The following is a 16,923-nucleotide window of genomic DNA, read 5'->3' as shown; positions in this document are numbered from 1 at the left end:
CTTGTGGGATAAGGATTTCGAGTTATTTATATATGCCATATTTTGGGAGAAACAGACTTCTACTATGAAGTTAGTATAAAGAACTCTATTTCTTTTTTTAAAGATTGTGTAAAGTAACCTCAGTTATATTTACTTAGGTAAATATCCGGGTTATAGTTTATATAAGAAACGCATTAAAAGAGGCAAAAGATAACAGCCTCAAGTATAACACTTACAAAATAGGCATATAAAACATGACAAAGTTCAACTCTTTAGCAGCAACATTAGCAGCATCCGCTGTAGGTTTAAGCTTATTCGGTGGAGTATCTCAGGCTCAAGCCGCTTCTTTAGTTCCATCTACTGAAGGAGAAATTCAAACAAACCTCGCGTGTGTGACCGGAAGTTGTATTGACACAACCCCACTCGGTTACACCATAGAGAGTTTAGTTGTAGGAAATGGTTACAAAGAGAGTCTTTTGTTTAGCGATGACAGCGAAACTGCTAACGACTACGGTTTTGGTATTAACTTTTTAGCTGAAGATGAAGGAACTAACTCTTCAGGTGGTAATTGGTTCCGTCCGGTAGCTGTAAAAGCAGACGGTACTCTTTCTGAAGATGGTCAATTGGAAGTTGGTAAATTCAAGTTTACATTCGATACAACAATAGAGAAACTCAAGCTAACTTTCTTTGACGTAGAAGATATAGGCACTAAAATTAGCAACATAATCGGTGGTGACATAGATATTACTCCAGGTCTTGATGGCAATATAAAAATAGTAACCTTGAGTAATGTCAATTCATTCAATCTTCATCTAGGTAGAATTGGTGGTAAATTTAATCCTGGTGATGGTGCTCGTCTGCAAGCATCAGTCCCTGAACCTACAACCATTCTTGGCTTAGGTGCTTTAGGTGTAGCTAGTGCTTTTGGTTTGCGTAAAGGTAAGAAAGCTTCACAAGCAGTTTAGTATTAACTCAGATTTTAAATTGTAATTCCACTCAGGGATTATCACTGCAACTCAATAATTAGAAGTTTAGCCTGCTCATGCGGGCTTTGTTTTTTTGTCTGATTTTCAGCAAGCACTAATTAATTTTAACCTCCATATACTTGCGGCCAAGTTGTCAATAAAAATACGACAACTGCGCTGATAGCTAATACACCTTGAATCAAATTTCCCACAACTGTACCGACAGTAATTCCTATACCAGCTTTCACCGCAGGCCATAATTGACGCTGGTAAAGGAACTCACCAATAATTGCTCCTAATAGTGGTCCAAATAGAATCCCTAATAATGGTCCACCAAAAGGTAAAGCAGGTAATAATCCAAAAAATCCCAGTAATAAACCTACAAAAGCGCCAATTTGTCCCCATTTACTAGCACCGGCTTGTTTTGCTCCTATGTAACCCGCGAGGAAATCAACACCCATACTCAGGAAGAGAACAATAATGGTGACAATTAGGGGAATTTTGATAGCTGTAAAGGAACTACTGACAATTCCCCAGATAATAATAGATATTAAAATCAAACTGCTTCCAGGTATAGCTGGAACGACAGCACCAATTACACCTACTAACATTACAGCGACTAAGAGTAAATAAATAATTTGCATAATTATTGTCTGAATCAGGATGTCCAGGATGAAAGGATGAAAATAGGGATTTTATAACCAATTACCCATTATTAGCAAGGGTTACAGCTAATTTATCAGCAATTCCTGCAATCCAGTTTTCATCTTGTTTAGTATAACTGCGGGGAGCATTTGCACCTAAAATTAACACCCCTCCTTTGCCAATTGGTTGACAAATTACACCTTGTGTGTTTTCTGGTAAATAGTCAAATTCAAATCTACCAGGATATACATATAAAGCTACTAGATAAATTGGTTTTTGTGTTTCCAGAACTCTGTTTAAGATAATTCCTGGTGTTACTTCTGATTTAGCAGCCAGAATACCGCGACGTAATAGAACCTTACCTTGATAGTAAACTATGAGCGATCGCGTAACTGTATTTGTTAATAATAACCGCGATGCCCAGGCTAGTTCCATTTTCGCCGTTTCTGGTAAATCTGCTGCTAAAAAAAATCCCTCTTCCCCAATTAATTCTACTGTCTCAGGTGTGCGCGGCTGTACCTGTTGCCAAATTAAACCAGTTAAAATCAATACCGCACTCAAAATTACCCCCACCACATCCCCTCGTGCTTGGGAGTTTGTCAGTTCTGGTGTTAACAACCGATTCATCAACAAAAGTACAGCTCCTAAACCCCCAATAACTAAGGGTAAACGCCGTAAAACTCGATTGGGATCAGATTTTGTCATTTGTCATTTGTCATTAAGAAATTCTTTTCCCTACTACCTGCTCCCTGTCACCTAACTTCTTACTGTCACCTGTCACCTGTCCCCTGTCACCTAACTTCTTACTCTTCTCCTGGTTCGAGTATGCGTTGGAAAAGATAACCAGTCCCTCTAGCGGTGAGAATTAGTTCTGGGTTGCTAGGATCATCTTCTAATTTTGCTCGTAACCTGGAGATATGTACGTCCACAACGCGCGTATCTACGTGGCGTTCAGGAGTATATCCCCATACTTCTTGCAAAATTTCCGAACGGGAAAAAGCTTCACCAGAACGGCTAACTAATAATTCTAATAAGCTAAACTCCATACCGGTTAAGCGAATCCGCTCATCACCCTTATAAACTTGGCGCTTATTTGTATCAATTTTGATGGTGCTGACATGAATGACTCCCGAACTAGGAATACCATTTGCACCTGTTTTGTCTACCCGTCGCAATACTGAGCGAATCCGCGCTTCTAGTTCTTTGGGTGAGAATGGTTTAACTACATAATCATCTGCACCCAATTCCAAGCCAGTAATACGATCTGCTACGTCGCCTAAAGCTGTTAGCATGATGATGGGAACATCCGATTCCTTGCGTAATTCTTGACAAACGCCATAACCATCTAGCTTTGGCATCATGACATCTAAAACTACTAGGTCTGGTTCAGCTTTACGAAATATTTCTAAAGCTTCCTCACCATCTCCTGCTGTCACTACATCGTAGCCAATCATGGAAAGGCGTGTTTCCAAAATCCGCCGAATGCTGGCTTCGTCGTCTACTACCAGGATTTTTTCTTTATGACTTTCCAAGTTTTGTAATGCTCCTTAAGTAAAATTTTTCATGATTAATTTTTAATATCATAATAGTAAGATATCATTCTCTCAATTGATTTGGAAAAAGCTCTAACTATTACTATTATTAAATTTTCGTTTTTTCCAAGAATTAAGAAAAATTAAGATTCTTAAATAAATTTCAGCATGGCAAAGCCAAAAACCATTTATATCTGTAGTAATTGTGCAGCGGAATTCTCCCAATGGTTCGGAAAATGTTCAAATTGCGACACTTACGATTCTTTAGTAGAGCAGAACATTAGTGCTTACATAGGGGATATACCCAGCCGGGGAGGTGTAGGAAATTGGCAAGCTGGAGGTCATAGTAAGTCTCATAATAAACCAGCTAAAGCCAGATCCGCCTTGACTTTTGATCAAATTAGCGATCGCCAAATTGCCCGTTGGGAGTCCGGCTATGGGGAATTAGATCGAGTTTTAGGCGGTGGTATAGTTCCCGGTTCGATGGTGCTAATTGGTGGTGATCCGGGTATCGGTAAATCAACTTTATTATTGCAAGTTTCTCATCAATTGGCACAAAAATACCGTATCCTCTATGTCACGGGAGAAGAATCAGGACAACAGGTAAAATTACGGGCTTCTCGGTTGGGAATGTCAAACACTCCTCTAGTGATCACGGAAGATCAAGATCATAAAAATAAAGATCCTGATAATCTAGCTAAAGAGACTGAGAAACCCATAGATCCTGATAGTATAGGTGCAGATTTATATGTGTTACCAGAAACGGATTTAGAGGAAATCTTGCGGGAAATAGACTCCCTCAAGCCAAACGTAGCGGTAATAGATAGTATCCAAACGGTGTTTTTTCCAGCTTTGACATCAGCACCGGGTTCAGTTGCTCAAGTCAGGGAATGTACCGCAGCTTTGATGAAAGTGGCAAAACACGAAGATATTACTATGTTAATCGTGGGTCATGTTACCAAAGAAGGAGCGATCGCAGGTCCCAAAGTATTAGAACATTTAGTAGATACTGTATTGTATTTTGAAGGCGATCGCTTTGCCTCTCACAGATTATTAAGAACTGTAAAAAACCGTTTCGGAGCGACACACGAAATTGGTATATTTGAAATGGTATCCCAAGGATTAAAGGAAGTAGATAACCCTTCCGAGCTATTTTTAGGCAACCGTGACGATCCCGCTCCTGGTACTGCTATCGTTGTGGCTTGTGAAGGAACAAGACCAATAGTAGTAGAATTACAAGCTTTAGTTAGTCCTACCAGTTACCCATCTCCTCGACGGGCTGGTACAGGCATAGATTACAATCGTTTAGTGCAGATACTCGCCGTATTAGAAAAGCGTGTGGGTATACCTATGTCAAAATTAGACTCTTATGTAGCTTCTGCTGGGGGATTAAACGTAGAAGAACCAGCCGTAGATTTAGGAATTGCCGTAGCGATCGTTGCCAGTTTCCGAGATAAAATAGTTGATCCTGGGACAGTCTTAATTGGGGAAGTAGGATTAGGGGGACAAGTGCGATCGGTTTCTCAAATGGAACTACGATTAAAAGAAGCCGCAAAACTAGGATTTAAAAGAGCCATAGTCCCCAAAGGCACAAAATTCCCCGATCTTGGTATAGAGATATTACCAGTAGGTAAAGTCATAGATGCCATTATTGCCGCTGTACCTCATCAGGAATTGACAGAAGAAGATTTAGAACCAGATGAGGATGAGTAAAATATACCCAAAATAAGGGACTTCCAGGAAATAACGATTTTAGGAAGCTAAGTAGGGTTTGCTGATAGCGTAGCGTGGCGTTAGCCATAAAAGTTGTCTGTGAGGAGAGGGAACAGGGAACAGGGAACAGTTTCAACTAACTATCTGGTTCAACTATCTGGATATCCTCAATTTCCCAGATCCGACAAGGAAAAATGGGCGTTGCTGATTAACGGTATGAATTTTAGTCTCACGCAAAGGCGCAAAGACGCAAAGGTAAGAGTTTTAAAGGTTCAATTTAGGAATTTCATACCTCTAAGATACAAGGTTGGGTTGACGTTAGGAAACCCAACATTTATAAGCATTTGTTGGGTTGCGCTGTCGCTTAACCCAACCTACCAAAATCCTTAACCGAACAGTATTGACTTACATATCATTTCCCGTTTTTGCTTGTAACCCTAAATACTTATTTTTTAATGTATAAATAAAGGCAATTTTGACAACAAAAATAGAATATTGTACAATATAGTTGTACAACTTCTTAAAAAAGAGAATGTTAAGCAAAGAAACCACTTACTCTCAAGCAAGGTTGAATTTAGCAACTATCTTAGATCAGGTGTGTGATCAACGAGAAATCGTAGTAATTAAACGTCGTAATGAGAAAAACGTGGCGTTAATTGCCGAAGATGAACTTTCCAGTTTATTAGAATGTGTTTATTTATTAAGATCACCTAAAAATGCTAAACGTTTATTTCGGGCTTTAGAATGGACACAAACAGAAACGGAAACTCCTCAAACATTGGCTGAATTAAAAGAGGAGTTAGGAATTGAGTAGTAAGAAAAAAAAGCCAGATACTCATAATGAAGAAAAAGAATTATCTGGTTATTTTCCTGTTTTCAGTCCTGATTTTAAAGCAGATTTGGCTTGGTGGTATAATCATGATAGAAAAAAAGGAGATAAGATATTAGATTTAGTAGCGGATATTCTTGATGGTCAACCGTTTACAGGCTTAGGTAAACCTGAACCTCTTAAATATATTGCTCCTGATACTTGGTCACGACGCATTGATTTAGAACATCGTTTGGTTTATAAAGTAACACAAAATAAAGTTTATTTTTTACAAGCTCGTTATCATTATGAATCAGATTAAAATTAAAATCAAAATAAGAATCGTAGTGGTAATCTTATCAGGTATTACAGGTAGGACGGATATGGAAAATGACCACGTTGAATTTTAATGCAATTGCACGATCAAGAATAGCAAAGAGTTCTACTTTTTGTTCCCATACCAGATTTCGCGCAAAAAATCTAGCGATCGCAATCTCGATCAAAAAATTCCTCCAAAGCTGTTACTGTTATCACTTGTCCAGTGCGTGAGGTCAAATCAGGCATTTAACAGCTTATGAGAAGCTTAATCAGGACTTAAATAAATCTCAACAATAGACAATAATATCTTAACTTTCGACTGATATGTTAATGCCATGATCTGGAATTTATAATTACCAGATTTTCTTTACTCAAGCCAACTCTGCATTTACTTGAGAAATAAAAATGGCATCTACCACAGTCCGCTTTTCCCAATTTAATGCGTCCCTAAATCGCAACACAGAAGGTCAGTTACTCACTGATTTATCTACCCCTAACAACGCTCAAGCAAAAACAGTTGCGGAAATTATTCAACGCAACAACCCGGATGTATTACTAATTAATGAATTTGACTATTCCCCAACAGCAGTAAATCTTTTTAGACAAAATTATCTCCAAATCAGCCAAAATGGTGTTGTACCAGTTAACTACCCCTACTTTTATATTGCTCCTAGTAACACAGGTATTGCTTCCGGTTTTGACTTAAATAATAATGGTACAACAGTTACAACTCAAGGCACAACAGGATACGGTGATGATGCTTTTGGCTTTGGGAATTTCCCTGGACAGTTTGGGATGTTGTTACTTTCTAAATATCCCATTGATACCACTAATATTCGCACCTTCCAAAATTTCTTGTGGAAGGATATGCCAGGAAACTTATTAACAAATGACCCAACTTTAGATAATTCTACTACTGCAATTGATGAAAATTTAAACGGTTTTTATTCACCGGAAGAAATTAACGTTCTGCGCTTATCTTCCAAGAGTCATTGGGATGTACCTATTCAGGTAAATGGGGAAACCGTTCATGTTCTCGTCAGTCACCCCACACCACCCACCTTTGACGGAACTGAAGACCGCAACGGTAAACGCAATAGTGATGAAATCCGTTTTTGGGCAGATTATATTACTCCCGGTAAAGGTGATTATATCTACGATGATGGGGGAAAAACAGGTAATCTTCCTAGTGGTTCAAGCTTTGTAATTATGGGTGATCAGAATGCTGATCCCTTGGATGGTGATAGTTATAACAATGCCATTCACCAACTGTTACTGAATCCCAGTATTAATACCAATGTTATCCCCACAAGTTTAGGCGCGCCTCAACAAGCTACCTCACAAGGTGGGGCAAACACCAGTCAAAAAGGCAATCCTGCTTTCGACACCGCAGACTTTAATGATACTGCTCCTGGCAACCTGAGAACAGACTATGTACTCCCCTCCACAGACTTACAAATTAGTAACTCAGGAGTGTACTGGCCTAGCAATACAGATGCAAATTTCCCCTTAGTAGGTACATTTAACGCTAGTCTTCCCGGTGGTTTTCCTAGTTCTGACCATCGGTTAGTATTTGCAGATGTACAAGTTGGCGCAACGGAAGCAGGTAAAACCGTTGTCAGTGCAGAATTTACAGGACAAAAAATCTTCAATACAGGATTTATTCCCACTGGTGCAGCACAATCAATTAATGGAGTGGATGTACCTGTTGGTGGGTTGTCTGGTGTAACCTATGATGCGGCTAATAATCAATATTATGCCATTGCCGACGATCGCTCATCCAATGCCCGATTTTACACTTTTACTCTCGATCCTGTCACTAACGCAGTCACGTTTACTAAGGTTGTCCAACTCAAGGATAGCAATGGTAATCCTTTTGCAGCCAATAGTCTTGACCCAGAAGGTATTGCATTAACTAAAAATGGGACAGTGTTTATTTCTTCTGAGGGAGAAGTTAGTGCTAATCGTGTTATTGATCCTTTCATCAAAGAGTTTAACCTGACGACCGGACAGGAGATTAAATCACTCGCTGTTCCCACTAAATTTAAACCGATTTTTAACGACCTGAACAGCAATGGTGTTTTAAATCCCGGTGAACAAACATTAGGGATACGGAACAACTTAGCATTTGAAAGTTTAACAATTTCACCCGACCAGAAAACCTTATTTACAGCGACAGAAAGCGGTCTATTTCAAGATGGAGGAATTGCTACAACTACCACAGGCGCTCGTTCTCGGATTATTCAATACAATTTGGTGACAGGACAACCAGAGAAAGAATATCTGTATGTCACTGACCCCATTGCTATAGCACCTAACCCTATTACTGGGTTTGCTGATAACGGTTTGGTAGATTTACTAGCAATTGATAATCGTGGCACTCTGTTAGCTTTAGAACGTTCCTTTGCGGTTGGACAAGGAAACACCATCAAAATCTATGAAATTAGTCTCCAAGGGGCAACAGACATCAATACAATTGATTCTCTGAGTGGGTTAAGTAGTGAACAATTAGCAGCAATTCAACCAACCCAAAAACGCCTAATATTGAATTTGGATTCCTTGAATTTGCCGAATAGTGACGGAAATCACCCCACAGGAACAGACAATATTGAAGGTTTAGCTTTTGGTCCTAAATTGGCAGATGGTAGTCAATCCATTGTTTTGGTGAGTGATAATAACTTTGGTGCTACCCAATTTACTCAAATTATCAACTTGAGTGCAGATGTAGTTCCCACAGTCACCCCTATTGTAGAAACCCGTCCGGCGCTTTTAGATGATGATAGTTTACCTTTTAGTCAAAGAGCCGATGCTGATGATCCGGCAATTTATGTAAATTCTACCGATTCTAGCAAAAGCCTAGTTTTCACCAGCGTCAAAAATGGTGGTTTGCGGATTTATGATTTAGCTGGAAACCTGTTGCAGACCATTAATCCTAGTAATCCAGATATTCGTTACAACAACGTTGATTTGCAATATGGGTTTACATTAGGTGGTCAAAAAATTGATATTGCCATAGCAAGCGATCGCAACAATGATAAACTAGCCATCTTCAAAATTAACCCCAACAGCACAAATGGCAATTTCCTAGAAAATATTACCGATAGCAATGCAGCCACAATTTTCCAAGGTCTACCTTTTGCTACTCCTTATTCTGAATCTACTCGCAGTGCTTATGGATTAGCAATCTATCGCAGTCCCGTCACCAACGATTACTACGTCTTCACCAGTCGTCGTCAAACTGGAGATGTAGCCCAACTCAAATTAGTAGACAAAGGCAATGGTACAATCGGTTATGAGCTAGTGCGTAACTTTACGATTCCTGCCCCTACCACACCAGACGCTTCAGCCCAAACAGAGGGAATGGTTGTAGACCAAGAAACAGGATTTCTGTATATTGGTCAAGAAGATGTAGGGATTTGGAAATTCAAAGCCGAACCCAATGGGGGAACAACTGGAACATTAATTGAGAAAGTCAAAGCCGAAGGTGGCAAAAATCTCATCAATGACGTTGAAGGCTTAACAATTTACTACGGTAAAAACGGTACAGGATACCTTTTAGCCTCAAGTCAAGGCGATAACACCTTTGCAGTTTATACCCGTGAAAGCAACAACGAATTTTTAGGAAGATTTGGAGTTGGGAACAATGGAGGAATTGACAGCGTTCAAGAATCCGACGGTGCAGATGTTATTAACTTGCCCTTGGGTCCGAACTTCCCTTATGGTGTATTTATCACCCAAGATGGTTCAAATGATCCCGCCACCATTGTTGATGATGAGAACATCAGCAGCAACTTTAAGTTAGTCCCTTGGGAAAATATCGCCAATGCTTTCCCCACTCCCCTAAACATAGATACTACCAGCTATAATCCTCGCACTCCTCAACCTAATTTTGTTGATTTAGAGTTGAGTCAAACTGCAAATGTCACTAACCCAGTTGTAGGACAACAGGTAACTTTTACCTTAACCCTTTCCAACAAAGGTTCTCTACTGGCTAATGGCATTAAAGTCACAGATTTGTTACCACAACAATTAACTTTCATCTCTGCGACACCACAACAGGGAACTTACAACAGTCAAACTGGTGTTTGGAATGTGGGAGAAATTGCTGGTAACACCACCCGCACCCTGACAATTAACGCCAAAATCGCCCAAAGTGGTGCAGTGATTAACAAGGCCGAAATTACCGGACAAAATCAATCTGACTTTGATTCTGTTGCGGGTAATAACAACGCCCAAGAAGATGACCAAGTTTCAACTACTTTAAATATTGCTTCTAATATGGTGACACTCAAAGGTTTTGCTTCTCTTCCTGCTGATACCTTCGCTGCTGGACCCGCATCCGGTTCTGCATTGACTAACCCTACAAATGGTCGCCCTACACCTTTCAATGGTCAACCAGTACAAGGTTTTAGTGGTGTGCAGTTTGCACCTGATGGTGGTGGTTCTGTATTTTGGTTTTTAGCAGATAATGGCTTTGGGGCGAAAAATAATAGTGCTGATTTTCTCTTGCGACTTTACCAAGTTGACCCCAATTTTGCTGGTACAGAAAACGGTAATGGTAGTGTAGCAGTTCAAAGCTTTATTCAACTCTCTGACCCCAATAAATTAATCCCCTTTGATATTGTCAATAAAAACACAGCCAACCGTGAATTGACAGGGGCTGATTTTGATGTAGAGTCCTTTGTCATTGATGCTAAAGGTGATATTTGGGTCGGTGATGAATTTGGAACATACTTACTGCATTTCAATAGTAACGGCGTTTTATTAGATGCACCCTTCGCTACTCCTAACCCCGTCCAACTAAATACACTCAATGGTCAAGATCCTATTGTAATCGGACATCGTGGTGCTAGTGGAGAACTACCAGAACACACAATTGAAGCCTACCGACTGGCGATTTTACGCGGTGCAGACTTTATTGAACCAGATTTGGTATCTACCAGCGATGGTATATTAATTGCCCGTCATGAACCCAATCTCATCAATACTACTGATGTTGCTAGTCGTCCCGAATTTGCTAGTCGGAAAACCACGAAGATAGTAGATGGTGTTGCGGAAGAAGGTTTCTTTGCTTCTGATTTTACCTTGGCAGAAATCAAAACCCTCCGCGCTATTATGCCTCAAGGTTTCCGTGATCAAGTCTATAATGGTCTTCTGGAAATCCCCACTCTGAGCGAAATCATTGATTTACTCAAAGAAGTGGAAGCACAAACGGGTAAGAAAATTGGTATTTACCCAGAAACCAAACACCCCACTTTCCACGATAACTTGGGTTTGTCACTGGAAGAAAAGCTCCTTACAGTCCTTAATGAAAAAGGCTTCACAGATCCAACACGAGTTTTCATTCAATCTTTTGAAGTCAGTAATCTTAAAGAACTGAATACCCTCACGAATTTGCCCTTGGTACAATTGCTTGATGCTTATGATGTGGCAAATGATGGAACATTGATATATCAAGATGTCAATGCTCGTCCTTACGATTTTACCGTCGCAGGTGATACCCGCACCTATGGAGATTTACAAACTCCAGCAGGTTTAGCGGAAATTGCTGCTTATGCTGATGGGATAGGTCCTTGGAAACGGATGATTGTGTCCGTGAAGACGGTAGACAATAATAATGATGGTCAACCTGACGATTTGAATAATGATGGTGTCATCAACGATGCAGACAAAGTTACCTTAGCACCTACCAGCTTAGTTAGTGATGCCCATAAGGAAGGTTTGGTTGTTCATCCTTATACCTTCCGTAATGAAAACCGTTACCTGGCATCAAATTACAACAACAATCCTGAATTAGAGTATCGTCAATTCATTAATTTGGGTGTAGATGGTTACTTTACCGACTTCCCAGGGACAGGTGATTTAGTCCGTGATCAAATTACTGGTGATGAAGTACGATCGCCCCAAAATCCCACTGTGCTTTCTACACCTAAATTTGATACACTCACAGGTCAAGCCCCCATCGTCATCGGCCACCGGGGTGCAAGTGGCGATCGCCCAGAACATACAATAGAAGCCTACAAATTAGCGATCGCTCAAGGTGCAGATTTCATTGAACCCGATTTAGTGGTAACAAAAGACGGTATCTTAATTGCCCGTCACGAACCCTTATTAGCCGTCGCAGTTCTCAACACTGATGGCACAATTCAACGGGATGCCAATGGTAAACCAGTTATCAATACTACTGACACCAGTACCGATGTTTATTTGCGTGACAAATTTGCCGATCGCCTGACAATCAAAAATTTAGATGGTCGCAATGTGGCAGGTTGGTATGCGGAAGACTTTACCCTAGCAGAAGTTAAAGAACTAAATGCGATTGAGCGGATTCCTGCTTTACGTGGTACGGCTTTCAACAACGACGGGCTAAAAGTACCCACTCTGGCAGAAGTAATTGATTTGGTGAAACAAGTCGAACAAGAAACAGGACGCAAAATCGGTATTTATCCTGAAACCAAACATCCCACTTTCTTCCAACAACAAGGTATCAATACTAGCCAACTATTGGTAGATACCCTTAAAGCCGAAAACTTTACTGATCCATCCCGGATCTTCATTCAATCCTTTGAAGTTGCTAACCTCAAGGCACTTAACAACACGATTATGCCCACAGCAGGGATTGATATTCCTCTGGTGCAATTATTTGGCGGTTCAGGTCAACCTTATGACTTTGTAGTTGCTGGTGATACCCGCACCTATACCAATCTTTCCACCCCCGCAGGTTTAGCGGAAATTGCTACTTATGCCCAAGGTATTGGACCAAATAAACAGCGGATTATTCCCCAGTTGACGGTAGATGCCAATAATGACGGCCAGGCTGATGATTTGAATGGTGATGGACAAATTAGTGATGGCGATCGCGTTTTAGGCACACCTACAACCTTAATTCAAGATGCCCACACAGCAGGTTTAATCGTCCATCTTTACACTTTAAGAAATGACGAGTTCTTCCTTCCTGATACTTACAAAAACGACCCCGGTGCAGAGTTCCGTAGATTCATTGATTTGGGCGTAGATGGTTTCTTTACCGACTTCCCCAAAACAGGGCGACAAGTTCTAGTTAATGATTACCTTGCTGGTACAGGCTACGCTAATCCTAACGCCAATCTCAACAGTCCTTACTTTTCCACTTCTCCCAACTATTTCGATCCTAATCAACCCTACTACGGCGACTTAGTAACAGCCAATCTGAACCGTTCCCAAGGCTTTGAAGGCATGGCATTTAGTCCTGACCGTCAAACTCTTTATCCTCTGCTGGAAGGGACTGTTGTCGGCGATCCTATTGGCTCATTACGGATTTATAAATTCGATGTAGCCAGCGAAAGCTACCAAGGATTAGTAGGACGTTATCAATTAACAAATCCTAGTAATGCGATCGGTGATTTTACCCCCATAAATAACAACGAGTTTCTAATTATTGAACGGGATAACGGACAAGGTAGCACTGCGGCTTTCAAGAAAATTTTCAAAGTTGATTTCAGCAAGATTGATGCTAACGGATTCGTCTCCAAAGAGGAAATTGCCAACTTGTTGAATATTCAAGATCCCAACGATCTCAATGGTGATGGCAAAACTACTTATGATATGCCATTCCAAACCATTGAAGATGTGTTGGTACTGGATAGCAAAACCATTTTAGTTGCCAATGATAACAACTATCCCTTCTCTATCGGTCGTCCCCCAGCGATTGATAATAATGAAATCGTTGTCTTGGAACTTGATCAACCCCTAAACCTCGATTCTCGGTTAGGTGTATCTGCCGCTATTGCGGAAACTGCCCAAGTTGTTGCAGGTACAACTGGCATAGATGATCTATTTGTCAATGGTGGAATTGACGGCATCAACGACATAGTATTTACTGGGGCAAGCAATGACACAATAGATACCGTTTTTGGGGCAAATTCTCCATTCGCTGGGAATAACAACATTGATGCTGGTAGTGGTAATGATAGTATCTTTGTCAACAAAGGCGATCGCGCTTTCGGTAGCGATGGTAATGACACCTTTGATGCTAGAGATGGTAAAGGTGGCAACCGGATGTCTGGTGGTGCTGGTGATGATACCTTCTTCCTCGGTAGCAATGACCGGGCTTTAGGTGGCGATGGTAACGACAAATTCTATGTTGTCCTCGGTGATGGCAACCTGCTATCAGGTGGTGCAGGTGCTGACCAATTCTGGATTGTCAATGGTGAATTACCCAAAGCTGCTAATACGATTCTTGACTTCCAAATCGGTACTGATGTCTTAGGTATTTCTGGTCAAGGCGCAGGTTTTGACTTTAGTGATCTAACTCTCAATGGTAATAGTATTGCGATCGGTACAACAACCGTTGCGACTTTAAGTGGTGTCAGTACCTCAAGTTTGACTGCTGCTAATTTCGCTTTTGTATAAAATCAGCAAGTCCTAAATAGACCTCTTGCAAAATTATTGTAGGGACAATTCATGAATTGTCCCTACAACAGTTTCAGGTGATACCTACTTAATTACCGGAGATGTTGAATATCATGATCTAAAAAATAATCTGCGTTTAATTTTTCCTCTAGAGACCTTAATAAATTTAACTATTTACCTATACTTTCTTAATTCTATCTTAAGTTATTTATTCAATCCTAGTTCTAAAAGGTTTTGAGGTGATCCCATGACAGATTTTAGACTGCAAATTCTCCATGCTTCTGACCTAGAAGGTGGTGTAAATGCAATTTCTGATGCACCTAACTTTGCAGCAATTGTTGATAGCTTAGAAGACTCAGTTGACAACTCTATTACCCTATCTGCGGGAGATAACTACCTAGCCGGACCATTTTTTAGCGCCGCAGGAGATATAACTTTCCGTAACAGTGGCTTATTTAATAATATCTACAATCAACTTTTCGGTTTACCCAATGCAACCATCAATAATAGCTATAGTAGTTTAAGAGAAGGTAGTGGTCGAGTTGATATCTCAATTATGAATATCATTGGCTTTGATGCCTCTGCCCTTGGTAATCATGAATTTGATCTGGGTTCGGAAGTTTTAAGAACCATTATAGAAGCAGAATATCGGGGTGCAGGTTTAGCCGATGATAGATGGGTGGGAACTCAATTTCCTTACCTATCCGCTAACTTAGATTTTGCCGCAGATAGCAATTTATCTGGTTTATTTACTCCTAATATTCTCCCTAATACAGCCTTTCAAACAAATCCCACAGCGTCCCTAGCAGGAACAACCACCCCAAAAATTGCCCCGGCGACAATTATTGAAAGAGGTGGTGAAAAAATAGGTGTAGTTGGTGCTACCACCCAATTATTAGAAAGTATTTCTTCTCCCACCGGGACAAAGGTACAGGGAACAAAAGCAAATGATATGGATGCCTTAGCTGCTATTTTGCAGCCTGTGATCAATCAATTGCAAACCCAAGGCATTAATAAAATTATTGTAGTTTCACATCTGCAACAAATTGCCCTAGAACAACAACTAATTACCAAGTTAAGGGGTGTAGATGTAGTTATAGCTGGTGGTTCTGATACTATCCTGGCTAATGGTGATGATAATTTGCGTTCTGGAGATACAGCAGCAAATACCTATCCCATCGTCACTACTAATGCAGATGGAGATCCCGCAGTTATTGTTAGCACTGATGGCGAATATTCTTATGTAGGAAGATTGGTAGTAGATTTTGATGCTAATGGCATTTTAGTAGATGCTAATGGTAGTCCTCTGGATGAAGTCAGTGATTTAGATTTAGTAATTAATGGTCCAGTTGCGACTACAGAGGATCAAGTAATTGCTTTATGGGGTAGTACAGAAGCTGCTTTTGCTGAAGGGACAAAAGGTAATCTGGTTAAACAGCTAACCGACGCTGTTGAAGGATTGGTTGCAGTACAAGATAGTAATGTTTTTGGTCGGAGTGAGGTATTTATCGAAGGTCGTCGAGAACAGGTAAGAACCCAAGAAACAACTTTGGGTAATTTGTCTGCGGATGCTAATTTGTCCTTTGCGAAAACGATTGATGCTACTGTGCAAGTATCCATAAAAAATGGCGGTGGTATTCGGGCAGCTATTGGTGAAGTAGATGCAAATGGAACACTTCTTCCTACCCAAGAAAACCCTTTTTCTGGTAAGCAAACGGGGGAGATTTCCCAGCTAGATATTCTGGATAGTTTGCGATTCAATAATGGCTTATCTTTGTTGACTGTAACCGCAGCAGAATTAGAGCAAATTTTAGAATATGGTGTAGCTGCAACTGCTGAAGGTGCGACTCCTGGACAATTTCCCCAGGTTAGTGGGATTCAGTTTAGTTTTGACTCCAGTCAACAGGCTATTGTCTTTGAACGAAATGCCAATGGTAGAGTGACTGGTGTACAAACAGAAGGCGATCGCATTCGTAGTTTAGCTATTATTGATCCTAACAATGGTCAAGTCTTAGATGTAATTGTGGAAAATGGGCAGTTGGTAGGAGATGCAAATCGGCAAATTCGCCTAATTACCCTTGATTTCTTAGCAGGTGGTGGTGATAACTACCCATTTCCTGAATTTGGTGAAAATCGCGTTGATTTAACCCAACCTAGTAATGCTAATAGAACTGGTGTTGCTACCTTTGCTGCGGATGGTTCGGAACAGGATACACTAGCTGAATTTTTAGCTGCAAACTTCCCCATAGGTGGGAATAAAACTTTCAATATTGTGGAAACACCCCCAGAAGGAGATACCAGAATCCAAAACCTCAATTTCCGGGAAGATACGGTTTTAGGCGCTCCTGGAGAACTCGTTTCCGGAACTCCCGGTGCAGATATATTGATAGCTGGAACTGACTTTAATGGTATCCGTGATATTGTCTTTACCGGTGCTGGAAACGATGAAGTAGACCTAGCAACTGCACCTATTTTAGGGCTTGCTGGTAAGAACAATGTTGATACTGGTAGTGGTGACGATATTATTTTTGTTAATAAGGGCGATCGCGCTTTCGGTAGCGATGGTAATGAT

The 16,923-nt window shown here is 40.5% G+C and carries 9 protein-coding genes; 6 read left to right on the top strand and 3 right to left on the bottom strand.

Annotated features, from left to right (window positions below):
• The first annotated feature begins 233 nt into the window (after positions 1-233).
• Positions 234-944: an LEVG family PEP-CTERM protein gene (locus FJR38_RS04640; RefSeq protein WP_168535711.1), complete on the top strand. Its 711-nt coding sequence runs from the start codon at positions 234-236 to the stop codon at positions 942-944.
• 125 nt (positions 945-1,069) lie between these two features.
• Here the strand turns inward: FJR38_RS04640 and FJR38_RS04635 are convergent, their stop codons facing one another.
• From FJR38_RS04635 to rpaB, 3 genes are all read right to left on the bottom strand, one after another.
• Positions 1,070-1,588: a DUF456 domain-containing protein gene (locus FJR38_RS04635; protein ID WP_168492357.1), complete on the bottom strand. Its 519-nt coding sequence runs from the start codon at positions 1,586-1,588 to the stop codon at positions 1,070-1,072.
• 61 nt (positions 1,589-1,649) lie between these two features.
• On the bottom strand, positions 1,650-2,294 hold the full coding sequence (locus FJR38_RS04630) for a cofactor assembly of complex C subunit B (protein WP_168535709.1): 645 nt from the start codon (positions 2,292-2,294) through the stop codon (positions 1,650-1,652).
• Positions 2,295-2,392: 98 nt separating this feature from the next.
• Positions 2,393-3,121, bottom strand: a complete 729-nt coding sequence (gene rpaB / locus FJR38_RS04625; RefSeq protein ID WP_015079764.1) for a response regulator transcription factor RpaB — start codon at positions 3,119-3,121, stop codon at positions 2,393-2,395.
• A 168-nt stretch (positions 3,122-3,289) separates the two neighbouring features.
• Between rpaB and radA the strand changes: the two genes are divergently transcribed.
• From radA to FJR38_RS04600, 5 genes are all read left to right on the top strand, one after another.
• Positions 3,290-4,834: a DNA repair protein RadA gene (gene radA / locus FJR38_RS04620; protein WP_168492360.1), complete on the top strand. Its 1,545-nt coding sequence runs from the start codon at positions 3,290-3,292 to the stop codon at positions 4,832-4,834.
• Positions 4,835-5,366: 532 nt separating this feature from the next.
• Positions 5,367-5,648, top strand: coding sequence for a type II toxin-antitoxin system Phd/YefM family antitoxin (locus FJR38_RS04615; RefSeq protein ID WP_168492361.1), 282 nt, complete (start codon positions 5,367-5,369; stop codon positions 5,646-5,648).
• A complete protein-coding gene (locus FJR38_RS04610; RefSeq protein ID WP_079290402.1) occupies positions 5,641-5,964 on the top strand; it encodes a Txe/YoeB family addiction module toxin in 324 nt (107 codons plus the stop codon). Before FJR38_RS04615 ends, FJR38_RS04610 begins: the two co-directional genes overlap by 8 nt.
• Before the next feature lie 401 nt (positions 5,965-6,365).
• Positions 6,366-14,351, top strand: coding sequence for a phytase (locus FJR38_RS04605; RefSeq protein ID WP_168535707.1), 7,986 nt, complete (start codon positions 6,366-6,368; stop codon positions 14,349-14,351).
• Positions 14,352-14,598: 247 nt separating this feature from the next.
• On the top strand, positions 14,599-16,923 hold a 2,325-nt coding region (locus tag FJR38_RS04600; RefSeq protein ID WP_168535705.1), incomplete at its 3' end, for a bifunctional metallophosphatase/5'-nucleotidase.

This window comes from Anabaena sp. UHCC 0253, assembly GCF_009712085.1.
GTDB lineage: Bacteria > Cyanobacteriota > Cyanobacteriia > Cyanobacteriales > Nostocaceae > Dolichospermum.
This window is presented reverse-complemented; position numbering and strand designations above follow the sequence as displayed.

Coding starts and splice junctions, on each gene's coding strand:
- radA (WP_168492360.1), top strand. CDS start 3,290: ATGGCAAAGCCAAAAACCATTTATATCTGTAGTAATTGTGCAGCGGAA.
- FJR38_RS04605 (WP_168535707.1), top strand. CDS start 6,366: ATGGCATCTACCACAGTCCGCTTTTCCCAATTTAATGCGTCCCTAAAT.
- FJR38_RS04640 (WP_168535711.1), top strand. CDS start 234: ATGACAAAGTTCAACTCTTTAGCAGCAACATTAGCAGCATCCGCTGTA.
- FJR38_RS04630 (WP_168535709.1), bottom strand. CDS start 2,294: ATGACAAAATCTGATCCCAATCGAGTTTTACGGCGTTTACCCTTAGTT.
- FJR38_RS04615 (WP_168492361.1), top strand. CDS start 5,367: ATGTTAAGCAAAGAAACCACTTACTCTCAAGCAAGGTTGAATTTAGCA.
- FJR38_RS04635 (WP_168492357.1), bottom strand. CDS start 1,588: ATGCAAATTATTTATTTACTCTTAGTCGCTGTAATGTTAGTAGGTGTA.